Origin of the sequence: Mycobacterium pseudokansasii (assembly GCF_900566075.1) — a bacterium.
Taxonomy (GTDB): domain Bacteria; phylum Actinomycetota; class Actinomycetes; order Mycobacteriales; family Mycobacteriaceae; genus Mycobacterium; species Mycobacterium pseudokansasii.
Genome location: NZ_UPHU01000001.1, coordinates 1,290,082 through 1,310,167 on the forward strand (window position 1 = coordinate 1,290,082; position 20,086 = coordinate 1,310,167).

Genomic DNA, 20,086 nt, shown 5'->3' on the forward strand with positions numbered 1-20,086 from the left:
GACGTGTCGTCCTACTCGTATATCGCTGAGCTGCCCGGGCTCGAGGACATCGAGCCGCTGATGCACACCGCTGTGCTGGTTGCCGAGTCGCGCGTGGACCAGGGGCGGGTGCGCGCTGTGGTGGAGGAGATCTTCGCCGCCTACCCCGCCCTGGGTGCCGTGTTCGAGCCGTTCTTCGACTGCTGGGCGGTTCGTCCGGGCGGTGGTTGGGGCTGGGCAGTGGAACCCCCGGGGGTTACCGTCGCCGACGTCGTCGCCAGGCAACGCGCTTCCTTCGACATGCGCACCGGCCGGTTGTTCGCGGTGTCGCTGCTGCCCGGGACTCCGGAACGGGTGGTGCTCAGCGCCAGCCACCTGTGCATGGACGGTGCGTCCTGGCAGAGCGTGGTCGACGAGGTGAGGCTTCGGTGCAGTTGGACATAGTCCTGCGGCGCCGTGTTCCGTCGACCCCGTGCAGGACGGTCACCAGTAATCAGGGGGGAGTTGGCGCCCGAAGATGCTGTTACCCAGTGATCGTCGGCTTGAGGCAACAGCGCAACACCCCGTGCCGGAACAACGGTCGAAGGTGATCGGCGACGGGTCCGTCTGGACGGAAGCTGCGTACGTAGTAGCTGCCCGATGCCACGGCGGGTAACTGACGCTTCGAAAGCCAATCGGCCACCCAGTCCCGCCGCGCGGCGTCGACTTTGGCCAGCGCTGGCATGTCGACGGCCATGAAGGCTCGAGCGGCCAGGGCGTTGTAGAAGTACGAGAACCAGTCCCACTGCCGCCGGTATCTGGTTGCGAACGGGTGACCGGGCGGGACGAGCAGGACGCCGAGCTGCGACGCGGTCAGGCCGAACCCGCGGCTGAAACTGATCGACAACAGCGCGCCGGGAAGCAGCGGCCGCAGCGCCCGGGCGATCTCCGCGCGGTCGTCGGCGGCCAGCGTCGGAAAGAGGTTGATGTTGAGTAGTCGCGCCGGCGAGCGGGCCAGGAAGGCCACCATCTCGTTGGTCAGGTGACCGTTGCGCACCGACGGCACGCACAAGCAGGCCAGGTCTGCTGATCCCGCGGCGTCGAAGCGGACGGCGTGGTCATGGGTAGCGCCGACCATGAAGCCGTACCAGTCGCCCGGGTAAATCACCACTTGGCCCGCGGCCGCCACCGCCTCGGTGATGTGGGTGATGAGGTCGACGTCGCTGCCGGCCGAAAAAAGCTGCCAGCCGGTTAAATCCCACTCGCCTTCGCTGAGTCGTTGCACCCGGTCAATCAGGGCGGGTCCGAAGACATGGCGCAGCCAGCCTTGGCCGTCGCGGTAATGGTTGGACAGGTCGTCGGCGCTCAGCTGCGCAACGGCGCTCCGGTATGCCTCGGCCGCGATGCGAGAACCGACGGGTAGTAGCGGGCGCAGCGACTCGACCTGATCCGGCGGGATAGCACCCGCGAGCAGGTCTGCGTCGACTAACGGTTCGCAGCCCGCATCGGTGAGCAGCCCAGCCGGTACAGCAGGCTGGCCCGGTCTTCCAGCGACGCGTACACCCGGCCGTCCGCCAGCAGGTTGGACGAGCGGGCCAGCCGATGCCGCAGCTCCCACTCCGGTGTCGGTTCGTAGTAATGGCATACCTGCACCTTCCCAATGCGACGGATTTTGGGGCCCCATGGCAGTTTCCCGACGACGTGGCCACGACCGGCGAACGGATCAGCGTGAATCTGATGCTCCCGGCACCACAGGTTGGCGTCAGACGAGGAAAACAGCGACCGTGCCGACGCCACATATGTGTGCTTGAACGTGAATTCGGTTATGCCCAGTGCCGTGAACGCCCCGATGTACGCCCAGACCTGGCCAGGGTCGACGACACCGGCGGTACTCATCACGCAGGTTGCTCGAACCGGCAGTCCTGCGCCGTGCGCGACCGCCAACACCGCCTCGGCCGTGGGCGCGGCATCGCCCATGATCGCCCGGTTCTCGGCGTCATCCACGGCGTGGCGAGACCAACACAGGTACGAAAGGCCCGCGGCCCGCAACTCGGCGGCGACGGGCGAACTCAGTCGGGCCCCGTTGGTGAACAGCGCGATCTCGTCGAAAACGTCGGCGGCCAACCGAATGGCTCGCCCGCATTCGTCAGGGCGCAGCAGCGGCTCGCCGCCTCCCGTGACCACCATCCGGCTGGCACCCCTGCTGGCCGACCAGTGGAAGTGGGTCCGCAGCTCCTCATCCGACCAGCGGGCCGGCGCGGATTCCAGCGCGGAAATCGACGAGCGCGAAAAGCAGAACGGGCAGCTGCACTGGCAGGCCATCCGTACCGGCAGCACAGAGCAGGTCAGGAAGGAACAGTCGGCCCAGCTCATCGTGGCCTCGCGGTGGTGAACGCAGTGACCTTGTCGGGTGCGGTCAGCGGCTCGACGGCTACCGGGACAGGGCCGAGTGCGCGCCGAAGGGCAGCAACGATGCGGTCGTCGGCGTTGTCTGCAGCGCCGACCTCCAGCTCCCGTTGCACGGTGATCGACGTGTCGGCGTGTTGACGGACCGCCCAGCGACGCAGCGGTAGCTCTTGGAAAAGCTGGGTGACGTCGAACGAGTTCGCTTGAGTGCCGTCCGCACGTCTCAACATCACCGGGGTGCGGCCAACCAAGTCTTCGATGCCCGGCTGGTCGCCCGACCACACCAGCCGAGCGCTGTCCCCGGTGCGGTAGCGCAGCAGTGGCAGGTACGGATTCATCCCGCCGGTGAGGGCGAGTTGCCCCAAAGCGCCTGGCGCACACGGCATGCCGGCATCGTCGAGCACCTCCACGAACAGCCGTGGTTGCAGCAAGGCCATGCCGCGTCCGGGACGGCTGGCGGCGACCGGGCCCGATTCGGTGGTGGAGTACAGGTCGACGACAGGGCATCCGAAGCGCTGGGCAACTCGTTGCCTGGTCGCGGCGCTGAGGTGTAACGCGGTGGAGATCAGCACCTTGGGATGCAGGTCCACGTCCAGCCCGGCGAGCTGACTCAGTGAGACCGGGTCGCCGGTGATCACCTGCGGATCGTGGTGCTCCAAGAAACGCCGCCGGGCCAGGGGCTCCGGCCAGCCCGCATCCTCGAGGTTCACCTTGGCGGTCGCACAGCCGAGAAATGACGACCAGGACGGCACGATGAAGCCGCCGTGGCGCTGGCTCACCACGGTCATCCAGTCGGCGCGGTCGGCCCGGAACTGCACGGTGACGCCATGCCAGCGGGCGGCCTGCAGCAGCAAGGGGTAGTAGCAGGAAACCGAGACCGGGTGCGTGGGCACCACGACTGCCGGATGTCCCGATCCCGACGTCGGGAACCAGATGAGGTCGTCGAGGTCGGCGTCGTCGGGAACCAGTTCCCACCAGCCGCGGGCCAGGTTCGCCCGTCCGGTGGTGAAAGCCGGTGACGCGGCGTCGGTCTGGCGGTAGCGCGGCACGACCTGCCGGACGCGGGCAAGGTAGCCGGCCAGCCACGGCGGTCGGTGATCGGGACGCCAGCGCGGGGGATCGAGGACCACGGACGTCGCGTAGGCGTTGACTCGGTCGAGCGCCTCGCGGTTCAAGCGGTCGCCGCAGTGATGGTTCCACAACGGCGCTTCGGGCGCTTCGAGCAGCGCATCAAGGGTTTGCCGCCCGGTGGCAGAAATGAGCGGCTGGCGTTCCTCGAAGGGAACGACGCCTGATCCCATGGGCGTGAATCGTGGCATGGGCTATTCCCTCGATGCTCGGGCCGCGGCTTCCTCGGCACGCTTGCGGGCCAGGGCGGCGCGCACTTCCTTGGCCCGCGCTTCGGCGGCTCTGGCCTCGGCCTCCACCCGCGCCCGCGTCGCCGAGTCCAGGGTGGACAGCCGGTCAGCCGCTTGTTCAACGGTTTCGCCGGCGGGCACCACCCCCGCGCGGCGGAACACCAGACGGGCGAGTTCTTCACGCCGGTCGGGATCGCGCATCAGCAGTTCGGCGCGCACCAAGGCGGCCATTGCCCACAGCTCCTCACCCAAGAGCCCCAGAAAAGCGGCCCCGGACAACAGAGATCGTGCCGATTCGTCGCTGGCCAGCCAGCAGGACACCAGACAGGCTCGCAGCCAGTTTTCCGTCGCCGCGTCCGTTTGGCCGGGGGTCAGGACGGCCAGCCAGTCATCGGGTAAGGCGGCGCCCAATGAGGCCAGGGTGTCGCCGACCACCGCGGCGACTGCGACTACTCCGCGGTCACCGATCAATGGCGGCGCCAAGAAGTCGTCCGGACAGTCGGCCAGCCGATGAACCAGCGTGGCAACTGAAGGCGTGGACATGTCGCTCACCCGGCCGGGTACGCCTGGCGCGCGAAACGGCGGGCGAAACCCAGCAACTCTGCCCAGCCCCGGATCGAAACCACGTCCCAGCCCATGTCGACGGCCGGGCTCAAGTCGTCGGGCCACCGGTACAGGTTGAGCACCATGGTGCCGCCGCCGCGCGCCCGAGCCAACGATTCTCGGGCGATCACTGCGCCGTCGTTGCCGTGTTCGTCCCGGTTGAACATCGTCGTCACGCCGTCATCGGAGATCACCAGCACATGCACGGGCCGGTCCCGTTCGGTGCGAGCAGCGTAGGTGTCGCGCAGCACGTGGATCGGAAAGGCGGTGCCGCCGCCGAGGTAGCCCGTGACGATCCGCAGGACGCGTTCGGTGTCGGTGATGAAACCGGCTGTGGTTTCGAACCGCCGCGCCCCGCTCCACAGGGTGGCCTGGACACGGCCGCCGCAGCGCAGGCAGGACAGCGCAATGATCGCTGCGGCCAGCGCCAGGAAAGACAGCTGTCGTTGCGGGTTGACGATGGAGCCCGACGAGTCGATGTAGAGGTCGAGGTCCAATGGTTCCGGGCGCGGCGGCAGGTCTTCCTCGGGGGCCATTACTCGCTTGACGGTGGTGACTCCCGGTATGACGAGCGGGCTGCGAATGACCGAGTGCAGCCAGTCGATGTCGGCCATCGGCTCCCCCACCGTCCACGGCGAAAGGCCTTCCGGAACAAGGTCTCCGGTACTAGGAGCCGGCCTCGACGGGAACGGGATGAGGTGGCGCTGGGCCGCCTCCCGGTAGTAGCGGACCGCGACGTCATGGTCGCTCAGCTTCAGACCCAGCGCGCGCAGCAGTTCGCCGTACTGGAAGGGCTCGCGAGCCTGGCCCCGCGGCGCGGTCGACGGGACCTCTGAGAGCGGCTGTGCTGCAACGGGTTCGGCGCCCTCGGTGACCCGCGGGTCGTTGGCGGGATGCAGTGGCTCGGTCCGTTCGCCGGCGTCGATGTCGGTGAGCCCGGGCGGTACCACACCGCCAGCCGTGTTCAGCGAGTCGTCCCAGCCGGCCAGAACGCGGCGGGCGTCGGGGTCTTGGGCCAGATACGGCAGGCATAGAGCGGCGAACCCGGCGGCCCCGTCGAGCCAGTCCGAACGGTAGGCACGCACCAGCCGACTTCCCAGCTGGGCGTCGCCTTCGATCCGGTCGGGCAGCGGACCGGGGGCCAGGTCGCCGCGGCGCAATGCCCACAGGATCTCGTAGATGCGCTGGTAGAGGCGCCACAAGTCGCTGATCGGTCCGTCGGGGGCATGGGCTTTCAGCCGGCGATACACCTCGTCCATGCGCAGGCCGGAGCCGCGTTGCAGCCGGTCGTTGATGTGCAGGTCGGCGTAGAGGTTGGCCACGGCCGGTGCGGCGCCTTCCACCCCCGGCAGCGCCCAGCGCATCCGGGCCAGCATCCGGGCTTGGTCGGTGAGGTTGGCCGGACACAGGATGTGGTGGCCGATCTCGTGACCCATGATCTCCAACGGCAGGTCAACCAGGTTCCGCATGATCACCTGTTGTAGGTCGATCACCACCAGCTGGTCGGTCAGCCGGATCATGGCGAAGCTGCCGTCCAGGCCCGACCTGTTGGCCTGCTCGGTCGTCGTGCACAACTGCGGCTCACGCAGCCGGGTGAACCGGCTCCACAACGCCAGGACGTCGGACCAGCGTCGGTGCCATTCGAGGCGGGCGTCGGCCGCGGTGGTGACGGTTGTCATCGGCCGGGCTCCACGACCAGCACCTGATAGCTGGTGGGCACCGTGAGCGCCGTGATGTCCGCGGTAGCGGCGACACTGACCGGGCGAACCCCCGAGGGAACGAAAGCCTTTGTGGCCGAGGAAAAATCGATGCTCTGCGGTTCGGTGCGGGTCAACGTGGCACCCCAGGCATCGGCGTGCAGCAACCAGGCGTCTGGTCCGGAACAGACCACGAGGTGCCCGGCCCGGACCCCGACCCGCGGCGGACTCAAGAACTGACCTCCGAACCCGCGGAAAGCCCCCACCCGGTGGGCGACGGACGGAGCGCCGGTGGGGGTTCGGCCGGGTCGCCACCACCGGTTGTCCCGCAACCGTCGCAGGGTGTCGGTTGCCGTCACTCCGTCGACGCCGACTGCGGCGCTGAAGGCGGCATCACTGAGCGTCGCCGCGACGCTCAGGGCGCTGTCGCGATACTGGCTGAGGCCAAGCAGCCAGGCCGCGACCTGTCCGGCACGCATCGTCATCGTCGGGTTACCGTCGGCTGCCGCGGTGGTCACGCGGGTGAGCCACTCGCCGACGGATAGCCCGCAGTGGTGCAGGTGGACAACGGCATTGGCGAGTGAACCGAAGACCTTGCGTGGTTCGTCGAGCAGGATCCGCGCCAACCCCGGCAGCGCGGCGAGCAGCGGGTCGTGGGAGCCGCCGCCAAGGCGGTGCTGGCCGACGAGTTCGACAACGGAGTCGAATACCGCGGCCAACACGCGCGCACCGGAGCCGGGCGAGATCCGGTCGCAGGAGTCGACGAGGTCGCGCAGCGGGCCCCTAATGTGGTTCTCCAGGATGGTGGTGTCGAAGTCGACGTAGGTTCGGCGCGCGTTGGCGACGATCGCGTTGCAGCGGTCCCGATGCTGGGCGAGCGCGGCGGCCATCGGGCCGTCAACCAGGGTCATGGGTCAGCCATGCGAGATAGTTGGTGTAGCGCTGGTGCAGGTACTTCAGCGCGATGATGTCGTCGTAGACGGTGTCGTACAGCTTTCGTCCGGTCGACCAGCCGCTCACTGTGCGCTCGATGCGGACCAGTCGATCGCGCACCTGGCGCTCGGTGATGCCGTCGAGGCCCAGCTCGAACTCGGCGAACAGATCGACCACCGGATCGTCGGCGTCGAGTCCCTGCTGGTCGTATTGGGCGCAGGACAGCTCGAACAGCCGACGGATCCAGCCGACTCGGTCGGCTCGGTAGGCGGCGTTGCCCGCCACCTCGAAAACGGCGCGTCGCGATCCTGGGCCAGCCGATTCACCAGGACGAACGGCAGTATGTGCCGAACGTCGTCGATCGCGACGATGCGAGTTCCGCGGAAGTACGCCAACGCTTTTGCAAATACCAAAATGGTCTGCAGCGACCTCACCGACAGCCCGTTATGGGTTTGCGCGCCCAGGTCGGCGAGGCGATCGCGGCCGGTGTCGTCGAGGGCCAGCAGGTGCGGATCGAGCCCGGCCAGCCGTGCGGTGTCTTTGTCTTGTACTCCAGGGTGCACGCCGCGGCGTCGAGGAACTCGAATTGGCTGACGAAGAACTCGATCCGCCGTCGCACTTCGAAGGGAATCTCGACGGCGAGGACCTCCGCATAGAGCCGATCCAGCTCCGCGGCGCTGAACACCAGCTGTTCGGGTACGACTTCGTCCGGACGAAAGCCGGCCTCGATCCGGTCGAGCAGATGGCTGAGGAAGCGCGGGTTGAAGTTCAGCGCCGCCACCACCACGTCGATGCGATCGCGCAGCGCTTCGATCACGTGATAGGTGCCGCCGCCGGCGTCGTCATTGGCGGTCAGATACCAGGCGGCCTCGGGACACTCCAGCACCTGATCGAACATCTCGGCGTAGTTGTCGCCCATCAGCGTAAGTAGTGCCGACTGGGTGCGAGTGGGAATCCGGTTGTACTCGTCGACAATTCGGACGCGCATCTGCAGCCAAGCCCGCCAGGCGATCCGTATGTCCTGCGGGCTGGCGGCTTTGATCAGGTCGGCGGGCAGCGGGCTGCCCAGCAGGTCTGCCACCGTCATCTCCGGATGACCATGCTGCATCCCGCGGCGGATTTCGGTAACCGAGTAGCCGGCCAAGACACCCATCAATACCGCACTGGCCGTCTTGCCCCGGCCCGGCCCGCCGACGAGCAGGCACCGTCGCCGGACCGCGAAGTTGAGCAGGGGGATCAGGACGAAGCTGCTGTAGGACTGGCCGCTGGGAAAATCGACCTGGGTTTGGGAGTCGCCGAATCGGAAACTTTGGTGAGCACCGTGGAAGTAGTCGATGTCGTAATGCGGGCTGATGATCGCCTGGTTGACGATCCAGAAGTAGGCCTGACGCAGCTTTTCATCGAGCGCGACCTCGCCGGCATGCTCCTCACCCGTACTGATGGGACCCCGGTAGAGGTCGGCGACATCGAAGACGGGCGCACCGCGATGGTCGGCCGTGGGGTTGGTGGGTGCCTCGGGTACATGGCGAAGCTTTCGCCGATCGATCAGGGCCACGTTGGTTGTCTTCTCGTGTTGCTCACCGCGAGAACATCAGCGCGCGCTTGACCTCCTGAATCGCCTTCGTCACCTCGATACCGCGCGGGCAGGCGTCGGTGCAGTTGAACGTGGTCCGGCAGCGCCACACCCCGTCGACCTCGTTGAGGATGTCGAGGCGTTCGGCGGCGGCCTCGTCACGGCTGTCGAAGATGAAGCGGTGGGCGTTGACGATCGCCGCCGGGCCGAAGTAGCTGCCCTCGTTCCAGAACACCGGGCAGCTGGTGGTGCAGGCCGCGCACAGGATGCACTTGGTGGTGTCGTCGTAGCGGGCGCGGTCGGTCTGGCTCTGAATCCGCTCGCGGGTGGGCGGATTGCCGCTGGTGATCAGATACGGCTTGACCGCGCGGTAGGCGTCGAAGAACGGCTCCATGTCGACGACGAGGTCCTTTTCCACCGGGAGCCCGCGAATCGGTTCGACCGTGATGGTCAGTTGCTTGCCGGGTTTTTTCGGCAGCAGGTCACGCATCAATACCTTGCAGGCCAGCCGGTTGACGCCGTTGATCCGCATGGCGTCCGAGCCGCAGACCCCGTGCCCGCACGATCGCCGGAACGTCAGCGTGCCGTCGAGGTAACCCTTGATGTAGATGAGTAGGTTGATCAGCCGGTCGCTGGGCAGGCAGGGCACCCGGAAGCTTTGCCAGCCGCCGGTGGCCGCGAACCGCTCCGGGTCGTCGGGGTTGAACCGGGCGATCTTGACCGTCACCATCACCGCGCCCTCGGGAACGGGCGGCAGCGGTTTCCCCGGCAGGTCCGGCACCGGTTCGGTTTCGGCTACCTCTGCTGATCCCACAGTGTCGCCTTCGGCCATCAGTACTTCCGTTCCTTGGGTTCGTAGCGGGTCTGCACGACGGGTTTGAAGTCCAGCGCGATGTCGCTGAGTAGTTCGGTGCCCTGCTTATCGGCCTCGATTTGCTTGTAGGCCATGGTGTGGCGCATGTAGTTGACGTCGTCGCGGTGGGGGTAGTCCTCGCGGGCATGCCCGCCGCGGGATTCCTTGCGGTTGAGTGCGCCGACCACGGTGACCTCGGCCAGCTCCAGCAAGAAGCCCAGCTCGATGGCTTCCAACAGGTCGCTGTTGAAGCGCTTTCCCTTGTCGTGCACGCTGATTCGGGAGTACCGCTCCTTGAGTGCATGGATGTCGGTGAGCGCCTGCTTCAGGGTCTCCTCGGTGCGGAACACCGCGGCGTTGTTGTCCATCGTGCGCTGCAGCGCGCCGCGGATGTCGGCGACGCGTTCGTTGCCGTGTTCGGACAGGATGTCGTTCACCCATCCGACGACCATGGCCGCCGGGTTCGGTGGCATCTCGACGAAGTCGTGACCGCGCGCGTAGTTGGCCGCGGCGATGCCGGCCCGGCGACCAAACACGTTGATGTCCAGCAGCGAGTTGGTGCCCAGCCGGTTGGCGCCATGCACCGACACGCACGCGCACTCGCCGGCCGCGTACAGGCCCGGGACGGTGTGGGTGTTGTCCCGCAGCACCTGCCCGCTGACCGTGGTGGGGATGCCGCCCATCACGTAGTGGCAGGTCGGGTAGACCGGGACCAGCTCGTGCACCGGGTCCACGCCCAGGTAGGTGCGGGCGAATTCGGTGATGTCGGGCAGCTTGGCCTCCAGCACGTCCTCACCCAGGTGGCGCACGTCGATGTAGACGTAGTCCTTGTGCGGGCCGGCGCCGCGGCCCTCAAGCACCTCAAGCACCATCGAGCGGGCGACGATGTCGCGGGGAGCCAGGTCGACGATGGTGGGGGCGTAGCGCTCCATGAAGCGTTCACCCTCGCCGTTGAGCAGCCGGCCGCCCTCGCCGCGCACCGCCTCGGAGATCAGGATGCCCAGGCCGGCCAATCCGGTCGGGTGGAACTGGTGAAACTCCATGTCCTCCAACGGAAGTCCCTTACGGAAGACGATGCCGATGCCGTCGCCGGTGAGGGTGAGCGCGTTGGATGTGGTCTTGTACATCCGACCGGAGCCGCCGGTCGCGATAACGACGGCCTTGGCGTGGAAGACGTGGATGTCGCCGGTCGCCAGCTCGTAGGCCACCACCCCGGTGGCCACCGGACCGCTGGGAGTGTGGGTGAGTGCCAGGTCGAGTACGTAGAACTCGTTGAAAAACTGCACGTCGTGCTTGACACAGTTTTGGTAAAGGGTCTGCAGGATCATGTGGCCGGTGCGGTCGGCGGCGTAGCACGCCCGGCGCACCGGGGCCTTGCCGTGGTCGCGGGTGTGTCCGCCGAAGCGGCGCTGGTCGATGCGGCCTTCTGGGGTGCGGTTGAACGGCATCCCCATTTTCTCCAGGTCCAGCACCGCGTCGATGGCTTCCTTGCACATGATCTCCACGGCGTCCTGGTCAGCCAGGTAGTCGCCGCCCTTGACGGTGTCGAAGGTGTGCCATTCCCAGTTGTCGTCTTCGACGTTGGCCAGGGCGGCGCACATGCCGCCCTGGGCGGCGCCGGTGTGGCTGCGGGTCGGGTAGAGCTTGGTCAACACGGCGGTGCGAACCCGCGGACCGGCCTCTACGGCAGCGCGCATACCGGCACCGCCCGCGCCGACGATCACCACGTCGTATCGGTGCTGGTGAATCACCGCCGCCGCCGACGATGCAGTGGGGGCACCCCCAGCCGCGCGGCGGCGAGGGGGACGAAGCGATGTGGGGGTACCTTCCGCTTGCGGGGGCGTGGGGGTAGCGCCCGGTTGCGGGGGAGAGGTGGCGAAAACATGTGCGCCTTTCAGGAGATGTTCGCGTCGAAGGTCAGCAACACGTAGGTGCCCAGCACCAACGTGAACGTCATCGACACCGCCAGCAGCGAATTGAGCCAGAACCGGGTGGATTCCTTGCGGCTGTAGTCGTCGATGATGACGCGCAGGCCGTTGCCGCCGTGCAACTGCGCCAGCCACAACAACAGCAGGTCCCAGGTCTGCCAGAACGGAGAGTTCCAGCGCTGCGCCACGTAGTTGAAGTCGATGCGATAGACCCCGTTGTCCCACATCAGACCGATGAACAGGTGCCCCAGGGCCAGGAACACCAGCACCACCCCGGAGAACCGCATGAACAGCCAGGCGAACTTCTCGAAGTTGGGCATACCGGCGCGGCGGCGCGGCGACCGCGGATTGTCCAGGCTGGCGGGCCGGTCGACGCTGCGCTGCAGCACGGGCGCGTGTTGACGGGCGGGGGTGCTCATCGGAAGTGCTCCCACATGTGGATGCCCAGCACCACCGCCGCGGGCACCAGGATCAGCAGCCACACGATGCCGACGACGCCTAACATCAGCCGCTGATGGCGCGGCCCCTGCGACCAGAAGTCGATCAAGATGATCCGGATTCCGTTGAGGGCGTGGTAGGACACCGCAACCACCAGCCCGAATTCCATCAGGCCGACGACCGGCGTCTTGTAGGTGCCGATCACCGAGTTGTACGCCTGGGGACTGACCCGCACCAGTGCGGTGTCCAGGACGTGGACGAACAGGAAGAAGAAGATCGTCGCGCCGGTGATGCGATGCAGCACCCACGACCACATGCCTGGGTCGCCGCGATACAGGGTCCGCGGTGGCCGCCGTTTGCGTGATGATCCAGGGGCAGGTTCAGGCCCCTTTGTGGGCGCTGCCGGATTCGCGGTTGTCGCCTTTGTGGTCAGACCGTCCTCACCGCCTTCAAAACCGTCATGAAACAGCTCTAGCCGGGCAATCGAGCTTAACTTGACCAGGTCCGCGGGCGGTACCGACAGTCCGATCGCAATCATGTATCGCGTGGCCATTCGTCGCCGACGCGGCTCGTCTCGTCGGGGTTATGGTTGCGTACCGAGGTCGGCCCATCGTCGAGCGGGGTTGTGAATGCCTGATATCGATTGGGATATGCTGCGCGACAAGGCTATTCAGGTGTCAGCCGGGGCGTATGCGCCGTATTCGCGGTTTCCGGTCGGTGCGGCCGCGCTGGTTGACGACGGCCGCGTCGTCATCGGCTGCAACGTGGAGAATGTCTCCTACGGCCTGGGCCTGTGCGCCGAATGCGGAGTGGTGTGCGCATTGCACGCGACGGGGGGCGGTCGTTTGGTCGCATTGGCATGTGTGGACGGTGCCGGGTCGGCATTGATGCCGTGCGGGCGGTGTCGTCAGTTGTTGCTCGAACATGGCGGCCCGGAGCTGTTGATCGACCATCCGGGCGGGCCGCGTCGGCTCGGCGAACTACTGCCGGAACCTTTCCGTGCAGATCTTGCCGATCCGGCGGTGCGAAGACGGGGGCCCGATCGGCCCGGGAACGATGATGACGGTCGCGAATTGTCGTGAGCCCGCTCAAATTTGACGGCCTGGCAGTTTAAAGATTTTATGGCAAATTAATGAAGCAGTGATAAGACCGTGATCAAATCGTGATCAACCTTATTAGGGTCGCCCGTGATAGGGCAGTGATTGATTCGTAATAAGGTTGTGATCGAATGAATATGTCATATGTGACTGCCGTACCTGAGGCGCTGGCGGCGGCGGCGAGGGAGATCACCGGCATCGGCTCGACCCTGAGCGCCGCGAATGCCGCGGCAGCGGCACCGACAACAGGGCTGCTGGCGGCGGGCGCCGACGAGGTGTCGGCGGCCATCGCGGGGCTGTTCAGCTCGCATGCCCGGGAATATCAAGCGCTGAGTGCCCAGGCGGTGGCGTTTCATGAGCAGTTCGTCACCGCCTTGACCGCGAGTGCGAGGTCGTATCTGAGCACCGAGGCGGCCAACATCGCGCCGTTACGCAACGTCGTGCAAGGGCTGCTCGGAATGATCGGCGCACCCACTGCCGGCAATGGTGGTCAGGCGGTGGCGACCGGCGCCGGCGGGCACGGCGGCTCATCCGTGGCAAGCAGCGGCAGCTCCGGATCGGGGACCGGCGGCGGGACGGCCGCCGTCAGCGGTCAGTACGGGAGCGCCGCGCCGGTCGGCACCGGTGCCACTGGTGCCGCGGCACCCGGTCCGAGTTCGGCCGGCCCGAGCACGGCCAGTGGCACCACGGCCACGACGACCGCGGCTGCGACGACGGCCGCGGCGCCCGCCGGCACCGACACCGATGCCGGCGGCACGGCGGCGGTCAACCCGACTACCGCGGCCCCGACGAGCACGGCCAGTGGCACCACCGCCCTGGCGACTGCGGCTGCGACGACGACGTCGACCGGGACAACCACCGCCAGTACCGGAGGCACCGGCGTGACGGCGACGTACACGCCGACGGCGCAATGGAATAGCGGCTTCACCGCGAACTACACGATCACCAATACGGGTACGACTCCACTGACCAACTGGCAGCTTCAATTCGACTTGCCGACAAACGAATCCGTCACCAACCTGTGGAACGGGCAGGTGTCCCAGTCCGGCACGCACTACACCGTCACCCCCGCCAGCTACAACGGGACGATCGAACCCGGCAATTCGGTCACCGTTGGATTCCAAGCCGCGCAGAACGGCTCCTACTCGCCACCGACGCATTTGCTGGTCAACGGACAACCCGTCGGCGGTGACACCGGTGGCACCGGCACCGGTACGAGCACCGGCGGCACCGGTACCGGTGGTACCACGACCAGCGGCACCGGCACCGGAAGCACCGGTGGCACTGGCACCGGAAGCACTGGCGGGACGGGTACCGGCAGCACCGGCAGCACTGGCGGCACCGGTACCGGAAGCACTGGCGGGACGGGTACCGGCAGCACCGGCACCGGCGGAACCGGCACCGGCGGAACCGGCACCGGCGGAACCGGCACCGGCGGCAGCGGGATCACGGCGACATACGCGCCGACGTCGCAGTGGAACAACGGCTTCGTCGCCAACTACACGATCACCAATACGGGCACCACCCCGGTGACCGACTGGCAACTCCAATTCGACTTGCCTTCAAACGAATCCATCACGAATCTGTGGAACGGACAGGTCGCCCAATCGGGCACCCATTACACCGTGACCCCGCAGAGCTATGACGCCACGATCGCGCCCGGCAGCTCGGTCACTGTTGGTTTCCAGGCGGCGCAGACCGGCTCATACGCGTCGCCCACGAATTTGCTGGTGAACGGACAACCAGTCACCGGCACGGGGACCGGCGGCGCGGGGACCGGCGGTACCGGCACGGGGACCGGTGGTACCGGCACGGGGACCGGCGGCACGGGGACCGGCGGCACGGGGACCGGCGGTACCGGCACGGGGACCGGTGGCACGGGGACCGGCGGCACCGGCACCGGTACCGGCGGCACGCTGATCACGTCCCAGTACGGAACGACGACGATCCAGAACGCCTATGTGGTTCAAAACAATGCATGGAACAACCCGGGTGGACAGTCGATCAACGTCACCCCCACCGGGTTTTCCATCGCCACCGAAAACGGCTCCGCTCCCACCAACGGCGCACCTCTCGGATACCCGTCGATATACGACGGCTGGCACTACGGCACCGGTTCGCCCGGCACCAACCTGCCGATTCAGTTGGGCCAGATCCAGACTGCCACCAGCAGCATCAACTACACCTATCCCAGCACCGGTATCTATAACGCTTCCTATGACATCTGGCTGAATCCCACGCCCATCACGACCGGCGTCAACCAGCAGGAAGTGATGATTTGGTTCAACCACCAGGGCCCCATCCAGCCGGTCGGCTCCGTGGTGGGCAACGCCACCATTGACGGGCAGAACTTCCAGGTGTGGAAGGGCAGTAACGGCCAGAACAATGTGGTGTCCTACGTCGCGACCACACCGATCACCTCCTGGAACAACTTCGATGTGATGGAGTTCATCGACAACACCCAAACCCTGGAGCCGGTCACCGACTCGTGGTACCTGACCAGCATCCAAGCCGGCTTCGAGCCCTGGAGCGGCAGCGTCGGCGCGGGGGTCGATTCGTTCTCCGCCCTCGTCAACGGCGTTTAACCCCGACTCATGGGAAGTGCCAGGCCAGCCGGCCAGCGTTTCGGCAGCCTTGACTCGAATTAGCACGCGCTGTGACCGCGGGTGTTGATGGCCGGGGTGGTGTGAACGAGCTTCTTTGTTCCCCAAGGCGTTTGGGTTCGATCCGGTGCTTGCAATGACCGGGCCGGCAACCAACTCAGTTGTTTGGTGGTGGTTGGGGTTGGAAGGGGTCGTACCACCACCAATCGGCGCGTTCGCCGGTGGGCCCGGGGTACGGCGGGACGGTGGGCGGGGGTTGGGTTGGTGGGCGTGCCAGCGATCCTGCGCTGAGTTGCCGGCCGCAGGTGTCGGTGATGGTGGGATTGGCTGCGGGTGCGGTGATGGCGATGATGCCGCGGTGATGGCTGCGGTGGTGATAGGGGCAGAGCAGTACCAGGTTGTCCAGCTCGGTGGCGCCACCGTCTTCCCAATGGCGAAGGTGGTGTGCGTGCAGGCCACGGGTGGCGCCGCAGCCGGGTACTGCGCAGGTTTGGTCGCGATGCTCAAGGGCGCGGCGCAGCCGGCGGTTGATCACGCGGGTCGCCCGCCCGGCGCCGATGAGCTGGCCGTCGCGTTCGAACCAGACTTCGGCGGTGGCATCACAGCTGAGGTAGCGGCGCTCGGCGTCGGATAGCAGCGGACCCAGATGCAGCGCCGCGATGCGGTCCTTGACATCGACGTGCACCACCACCGTGGTGTGTTGCCCGTGGGGGCGGCGGGCCACCTCGGCGTCCCAGCCGGTCTCGACCAGCCGCATGAACGCCTCGACGGTGGTCGGCCACGGCGGCGTGCTCTCCGATGCGGCGTTGTCGTGATCGTGTTTCCACTCGGCAATCAGGGCATCACGATAAGACGCCAGCGCGGCGTCGAATTTCGCTGCGTCGTCATGGGCAAGTCTGATCCGCCAACAGCTGCCCTGCTCGTTGGTGGTCTTGGTGATCGAGGGCTGCGGGTGCGGCCGCGGATCGGGTTCGGGTCGCGGTTCGAGCTTGACCGCGGTGCGCAGCTGGTTGACCGTGGCGACCCGCGCCAGCTGCATGTAATGCTCATCAGATCCCGCACCAGCCCGCGCGGCGATGACCCCGACCTGATCCAGCGACAGCCAGCCCTCCCGCATGCCCTGGACACACCGTGGAAACTCCTCGAACCGACGCGCCACGGTGGTGATCGTGTGGGCGTTTGTCGACGACGAGCCGAGCTTCCAGGCCAGCAACGCCGCCACCGACCGCGCACCCGTAGCACCACACAGCTCGTCGCGATCCATCTCGGCGGCGATCTCCACAATGCGCCCATCAATCGCATTGCGCTGACCGGCCAACTCCGCCAACTCCTCGAACAGCTCCTCAAGACGCTCGCCAGGACCGGCCACCACAGCACCAGCGGCTGCACTCGACGACATGACCTCATCATCGCAGCCACCACCGACAACGCCGGCCCGCCCGATCTCCGCACGCAACGCAACAGCTCAACCCGCCGCGACCACTGCCAATCCCGATTTGCGAGCCAAGACAAGAACCCCCGGAGCCGTTCACCTACTCGTGGTACCTGACCAGCATCCAGGCCGGCTTGGAGCCCTGCAGTGGCAGCGTCGCCGCGGGGTTCGATTCCTTCTCCGTCCTCGTCAACGGCGTTTAGCCGACCGCGGCGCCACCCAACGGCTTATCCCGGCCGGGTTATCGCTGGTTACCCCGGCGAAGATGGGCACCCGTGCCGAGCTGCGACGCGGGGGTATTCGACGAGAACGGCTGCAAGTCGGGTGTACGTCGGGCGAGGTACCCTCTATCGCGTGCTCGACAATGAGCTGTTGGAAGCTGCTGCGGGACAAGACAAACGACGAAGCGACCGGAGCGTATCCGCCGTTCTCGCGTTTCCGCGCACCGTCCCGGCATTGGTTGACGACCGTCCCGCGTTGCGCACCGACCACCCGGTGGGCTATCGCCGGTTGGGCGAGCCCCGGCCCCGTCGACCCGGGCTGACCGAGGAATCGTGTTGACGGACTTCGAATTCGACGCGCCGACGGTAATCCGGACCAAGCGCGACGGTGGTCGGTTATCCGATGCCGCCATCGACTGGGTCATCAAGGCCTTCACCGACGGCCGGGTCGCCCCGGAGCAGATGTCGGCCTTGTTGATGGCGATTTTCTGGCGCGGCATGGACTCCGGAGAGACCGCCAGATGGACGTCGGCGATGCTGGTATCGGGTGCCCGGATGGATTTCGCCGATCTGCGGCTGCCGACGGTGGACAAGCACTCCACCGGCGGGGTAGGCGACAAGATCACCCTGCCGTTGGTGCCCGTCGTCGTCGCCTGCGGTGCGGCGGTGCCGCAGGCGGCGGGCCGGGGACTCGGCCATACCGGTGGCACTCTGGACAAGCTGGAATCCATTTCCGGTTTCACCGCGAAGCTGTCCAATCAACGTGTGCGCCAACAACTTTGCGATGTCGGCGCGGCGATCTTCGCGGCCGGCGAGCTGGCCCCGGCCGACGCGAAGCTCTATGCGCTGCGCGACATCACCGGCACCGTCGAATCCCTGCCGCTGATCGCCAGCTCAATCATGAGCAAGAAGCTGGCCGAGGGATCGGGCGCGCTGGTACTCGACGTGAAGGTCGGTGCGGGGGCCTTCCTGAAATCCGAGGCGCAGTCTCGCGAACTGGCGCACACCATGGTGGACCTTGGCGCCGCCCATGGCGTGCCCACGTGCGCCCTGCTGACGGACATGAACTCGCCGCTGGGTCGCACCGTGGGCAACTCGCTGGAGGTGGCCGAGGCCCTGGAAGTGCTGGCCGGCGGCGGACCGTCCGATGTTGTGGAGCTGACTGTGCGGCTCGCCGGCGAGATGCTGCAGCTCGCGGGGATCGACCGCCGCGATCCGGGACAGATGCTGCGTGACGGCACCGCGATGGACCGGTTTCGCCGGCTGGTCGCCGCTCAGGGCGGCGATTTGTCGAAACCGTTGCCGATTGGTCGGTGTTCGGAAACCGTCACGGCCGACCGGAGCGGCACAATGGGCGACATCGACGCGATGGCGGTGGGTTTGGCGGCCTGGCGGCTCGGCGCGGGCAGATCCCGGCCGGGGGCACGGGTGCAGCACGGCGCGGGGGTGCGGATTCATCGTCGTCCCGGAGAGCCGGTGGTGGCCGGTGAGCCGCTGTTCACGCTTTACACCGAGACTCGCGAACGCTTCGGCCCGGCGCTGGCCATGTTGGACGGCGGCTGGAGCGTCGGGGAGACCGGGCCGGCTCCGCGGCCCCTGATTATCGATCGGATCATCCGATGACCACTGCGCTGACGTTGGAGATGATTCGGCAGGCACCGAAGGCCCTGCTGCACGACCACCTCGACGGCGGACTGCGTCCGGAAACCGTGCTGGACATCGCCGGCCAGATCGGATACGACGACCTGCCCGCCACCGACGTCGACACGCTGGCAACGTGGTTTCGCACCCGGTCACACAGCGGCTCGCTGGAGCGCTACCTGGAGCCGTTCTCGCACACCGTGGCGGTGATGCAGACACCAGAGGCGTTGTATCGGGTCGCCTTCGAATGTGTCGAGGACCTGGCCGCAGATTCGGTGGTCTATGCCGAGGTGCGGTTTGCGCCCGAACTGCACATCGACCGCGGCTTGTCGTTCGACGAGGTCGTGGACGCGGTGCTGGCCGGGTTCGCCGAGGGTGAGAAGGCGTGTGCCGGCGCCGGCCGGACGATCAAGGTGCGCTGCTTGGTCACCGCGATGCGCCATGCCGCAGTGTCGCGGGAAATCGCCGAGCTGGCAATCCGGTTCCGGGACAAGGGAGTTGTGGGTTTCGACATCGCCGGCGCCGAGGCCGGCCATCCGCCGACGCGGCACCTGGATGCTTTCGAGTACATGCGAGACAACAACGCGCGCTTCACTATTCATGCCGGTGAGGCATTCGGGTTGCCCTCCATCCACGAGGCGATCGCGTTCTGCGGCGCGGATCGGCTGGGCCACGGGGTGCGGATCGTCGACGACATCGGCGTCGGCCCCGACGGCGGTGTCAGGCTCGGCCGGTTGGCATCGATACTGCGGGACAAGCGGATTCCGCTGGAGCTGTGCCCCAGCTCCAACGTGCAGACCGGCGCGGTGGCCAGCATCGCCGAGCACCCGTTCGACCTGTTGGCGCGCACCCGTTTTCGGGTGACCGTCAACACCGACAACCGGCTGATGAGCGACACGTCGATGAGCCTGGAGATGCACCGGCTGGTGGAGGCGTTCGGCTACGGCTGGAGTGACCTCGAACGGTTCACCATCAATGCGATGAAGTCGGCGTTCATCCCGTTCGACGAGCGGCTGGCCATCATCGACGAGGTGATCAAGCCGCGATTCGCGGTGCTGATCGGGTAGGACGTCCGGAATGTAGTCAGCGCCAACCGGGCATGTGCCGGTGTCGAAAGTGATAGCGCTATTGCGACGCACACCAATACCGGCCCACCACAGCCGCCCGCGGGCGGTGCCGCTGCTGCTCGGTGAATTGGTGTCCGCCGTTGCTTGGGGTAGTGACAAATGCATTGGCGCCCAATGGTTGTGGTAGGGCGGCGAATGCTGTCGCCCGGCAGTCCGGGTCGAGTTTGCATCTGATGAGACCGGCCCGTCGATCTTGATGCCGAACCACCCGCCTGGCC

18 protein-coding genes and 2 pseudogenes are annotated in these 20,086 nt (G+C 66.8%); 6 read left to right on the top strand and 14 right to left on the bottom strand.

Annotation, left to right across the window (positions count from 1 at the left end; all coding sequences use genetic code 11):
* The first annotated feature begins 60 nt into the window (after positions 1-60).
* Positions 61-423 (top strand): condensation domain-containing protein, encoded by a 363-nt coding sequence (locus tag EET10_RS05960; RefSeq protein WP_051490263.1) that lies wholly within the window; start codon positions 61-63, stop codon positions 421-423.
* 79 nt (positions 424-502) lie between these two features.
* On the opposite strand, the gene EET10_RS30560 is transcribed toward EET10_RS05960, so the two are convergent.
* On the bottom strand, positions 503-1,603 hold the full coding sequence (locus EET10_RS30560) for a hypothetical protein (RefSeq protein WP_244601861.1): 1,101 nt from the start codon (positions 1,601-1,603) through the stop codon (positions 503-505).
* A 311-nt stretch (positions 1,604-1,914) separates the two neighbouring features.
* Positions 1,915-2,235 (bottom strand): annotated as a pseudogene (locus EET10_RS30565) (hypothetical protein); the annotation flags it as partial.
* Between EET10_RS30565 and EET10_RS30570 the strand changes: the two are divergent.
* Positions 2,135-2,350 carry a hypothetical protein gene (locus tag EET10_RS30570; RefSeq protein WP_051490160.1) on the top strand — a complete coding sequence of 72 codons (216 nt, stop codon included), beginning with the start codon at positions 2,135-2,137 and terminating at the stop codon, positions 2,348-2,350. The pseudogene EET10_RS30565 and the gene EET10_RS30570 sit on opposite strands and share 101 nt — an antisense overlap.
* Here EET10_RS30570 and EET10_RS05975 read toward each other — a convergent pair.
* From EET10_RS05975 to sdhC, 11 genes and pseudogenes are all read right to left on the bottom strand, one after another.
* Positions 2,328-3,665: a phenylacetate--CoA ligase family protein gene (locus EET10_RS05975; RefSeq protein WP_063467568.1), complete on the bottom strand. Its 1,338-nt coding sequence runs from the start codon at positions 3,663-3,665 to the stop codon at positions 2,328-2,330. The genes EET10_RS30570 and EET10_RS05975 overlap by 23 nt on opposite strands.
* Before the next feature lie 21 nt (positions 3,666-3,686).
* Positions 3,687-4,265 carry a hypothetical protein gene (locus tag EET10_RS05980; RefSeq protein WP_036391645.1) on the bottom strand — a complete coding sequence of 193 codons (579 nt, stop codon included), beginning with the start codon at positions 4,263-4,265 and terminating at the stop codon, positions 3,687-3,689.
* A 5-nt stretch (positions 4,266-4,270) separates the two neighbouring features.
* The gene (locus EET10_RS05985) at positions 4,271-6,004 is read right to left on the bottom strand and encodes a hypothetical protein (RefSeq protein ID WP_218028437.1); all 1,734 of its coding nucleotides are present in this window, start codon (positions 6,002-6,004) and stop codon (positions 4,271-4,273) included.
* On the bottom strand, positions 6,001-6,933 hold the full coding sequence (locus tag EET10_RS05990) for a hypothetical protein (RefSeq protein WP_036398187.1): 933 nt from the start codon (positions 6,931-6,933) through the stop codon (positions 6,001-6,003). The genes EET10_RS05985 and EET10_RS05990 overlap by 4 nt, the downstream gene beginning before the upstream one ends.
* Positions 6,920-7,240 (bottom strand): hypothetical protein, encoded by a 321-nt coding sequence (locus EET10_RS30575; protein ID WP_244601862.1) that lies wholly within the window; start codon positions 7,238-7,240, stop codon positions 6,920-6,922. Before EET10_RS30575 ends, EET10_RS05990 begins: the two co-directional genes overlap by 14 nt.
* Positions 7,241-7,299: 59 nt before the next feature.
* Positions 7,300-7,389: pseudogene (locus tag EET10_RS32160) on the bottom strand (hypothetical protein); the annotation flags it as partial.
* Entirely contained in the window at positions 7,386-8,510 is a 1,125-nt protein-coding gene (locus tag EET10_RS05995; protein ID WP_218028439.1) for an AAA family ATPase, read from the bottom strand. The pseudogene EET10_RS32160 and the gene EET10_RS05995, both read right to left, overlap by 4 nt.
* A gap of 22 nt (positions 8,511-8,532) precedes the next feature.
* On the bottom strand, positions 8,533-9,360 hold the full coding sequence (locus EET10_RS06000; RefSeq protein ID WP_244601864.1) for a succinate dehydrogenase iron-sulfur subunit: 828 nt from the start codon (positions 9,358-9,360) through the stop codon (positions 8,533-8,535).
* Positions 9,360-11,132 carry a succinate dehydrogenase flavoprotein subunit gene (gene sdhA / locus EET10_RS06005; RefSeq protein WP_063467566.1) on the bottom strand — a complete coding sequence of 591 codons (1,773 nt, stop codon included), beginning with the start codon at positions 11,130-11,132 and terminating at the stop codon, positions 9,360-9,362. The genes EET10_RS06000 and sdhA overlap by 1 nt, the downstream gene beginning before the upstream one ends.
* 143 nt (positions 11,133-11,275) lie before the next feature.
* Entirely contained in the window at positions 11,276-11,728 is a 453-nt protein-coding gene (locus EET10_RS06010) for a succinate dehydrogenase hydrophobic membrane anchor subunit (protein WP_036398185.1), read from the bottom strand.
* On the bottom strand, positions 11,725-12,063 hold the full coding sequence (sdhC, locus tag EET10_RS06015; RefSeq protein ID WP_036399357.1) for a succinate dehydrogenase, cytochrome b556 subunit: 339 nt from the start codon (positions 12,061-12,063) through the stop codon (positions 11,725-11,727). The genes EET10_RS06010 and sdhC overlap by 4 nt, the downstream gene beginning before the upstream one ends.
* 313 nt (positions 12,064-12,376) lie before the next feature.
* Between sdhC and EET10_RS06020 the strand changes: the two genes are divergently transcribed.
* Both EET10_RS06020 and EET10_RS32165 read left to right on the top strand, forming a co-directional pair.
* Positions 12,377-12,829 carry a cytidine deaminase gene (locus tag EET10_RS06020; RefSeq protein WP_063467565.1) on the top strand — a complete coding sequence of 151 codons (453 nt, stop codon included), beginning with the start codon at positions 12,377-12,379 and terminating at the stop codon, positions 12,827-12,829.
* 161 nt (positions 12,830-12,990) lie between these two features.
* Entirely contained in the window at positions 12,991-15,429 is a 2,439-nt protein-coding gene (locus EET10_RS32165; RefSeq protein WP_281279998.1) for a cellulose binding domain-containing protein, read from the top strand.
* A 175-nt stretch (positions 15,430-15,604) separates the two neighbouring features.
* Here the strand turns inward: EET10_RS32165 and EET10_RS06030 are convergent, their stop codons facing one another.
* Entirely contained in the window at positions 15,605-16,846 is a 1,242-nt protein-coding gene (locus tag EET10_RS06030; RefSeq protein ID WP_122502751.1) for an HNH endonuclease signature motif containing protein, read from the bottom strand.
* 590 nt (positions 16,847-17,436) lie between these two features.
* Here EET10_RS06030 and EET10_RS06045 point away from each other — a divergent pair.
* Positions 17,437-18,723, top strand: a complete 1,287-nt coding sequence (locus tag EET10_RS06045) for a thymidine phosphorylase (protein WP_063468488.1) — start codon at positions 17,437-17,439, stop codon at positions 18,721-18,723.
* Positions 18,720-19,808, top strand: coding sequence for an adenosine deaminase (locus EET10_RS06050; protein ID WP_036398175.1), 1,089 nt, complete (start codon positions 18,720-18,722; stop codon positions 19,806-19,808). Before EET10_RS06045 ends, EET10_RS06050 begins: the two co-directional genes overlap by 4 nt.
* Positions 19,809-20,086 lie beyond the last annotated feature (278 nt).

What these genes read in the sequence shown, in the direction of transcription:
- EET10_RS05960 (WP_051490263.1), top strand. Translation starts at nt 61, where the DNA reads ATGCACACCGCTGTGCTGGTTGCCGAGTCGCGCGTGGACCAGGGGCGG.
- EET10_RS30560 (WP_244601861.1), bottom strand. Translation starts at nt 1,603, where the DNA reads ATGCCATTACTACGAACCGACACCGGAGTGGGAGCTGCGGCATCGGCT.
- EET10_RS05975 (WP_063467568.1), bottom strand. Translation starts at nt 3,665, where the DNA reads ATGGGATCAGGCGTCGTTCCCTTCGAGGAACGCCAGCCGCTCATTTCT.
- EET10_RS05980 (WP_036391645.1), bottom strand. Translation starts at nt 4,265, where the DNA reads ATGTCCACGCCTTCAGTTGCCACGCTGGTTCATCGGCTGGCCGACTGT.
- EET10_RS05985 (WP_218028437.1), bottom strand. Translation starts at nt 6,004, where the DNA reads ATGACAACCGTCACCACCGCGGCCGACGCCCGCCTCGAATGGCACCGA.
- EET10_RS05990 (WP_036398187.1), bottom strand. Translation starts at nt 6,933, where the DNA reads ATGACCCTGGTTGACGGCCCGATGGCCGCCGCGCTCGCCCAGCATCGG.
- EET10_RS06000 (WP_244601864.1), bottom strand. Translation starts at nt 9,360, where the DNA reads ATGGCCGAAGGCGACACTGTGGGATCAGCAGAGGTAGCCGAAACCGAA.
- EET10_RS06010 (WP_036398185.1), bottom strand. Translation starts at nt 11,728, where the DNA reads ATGAGCACCCCCGCCCGTCAACACGCGCCCGTGCTGCAGCGCAGCGTC.
- sdhC (WP_036399357.1), bottom strand. Translation starts at nt 12,063, where the DNA reads ATGTGGTCGTGGGTGCTGCATCGCATCACCGGCGCGACGATCTTCTTC.
- EET10_RS06020 (WP_063467565.1), top strand. Translation starts at nt 12,377, where the DNA reads ATGCCTGATATCGATTGGGATATGCTGCGCGACAAGGCTATTCAGGTG.
- EET10_RS06030 (WP_122502751.1), bottom strand. Translation starts at nt 16,846, where the DNA reads ATGTCGTCGAGTGCAGCCGCTGGTGCTGTGGTGGCCGGTCCTGGCGAG.
- EET10_RS06050 (WP_036398175.1), top strand. Translation starts at nt 18,720, where the DNA reads ATGACCACTGCGCTGACGTTGGAGATGATTCGGCAGGCACCGAAGGCC.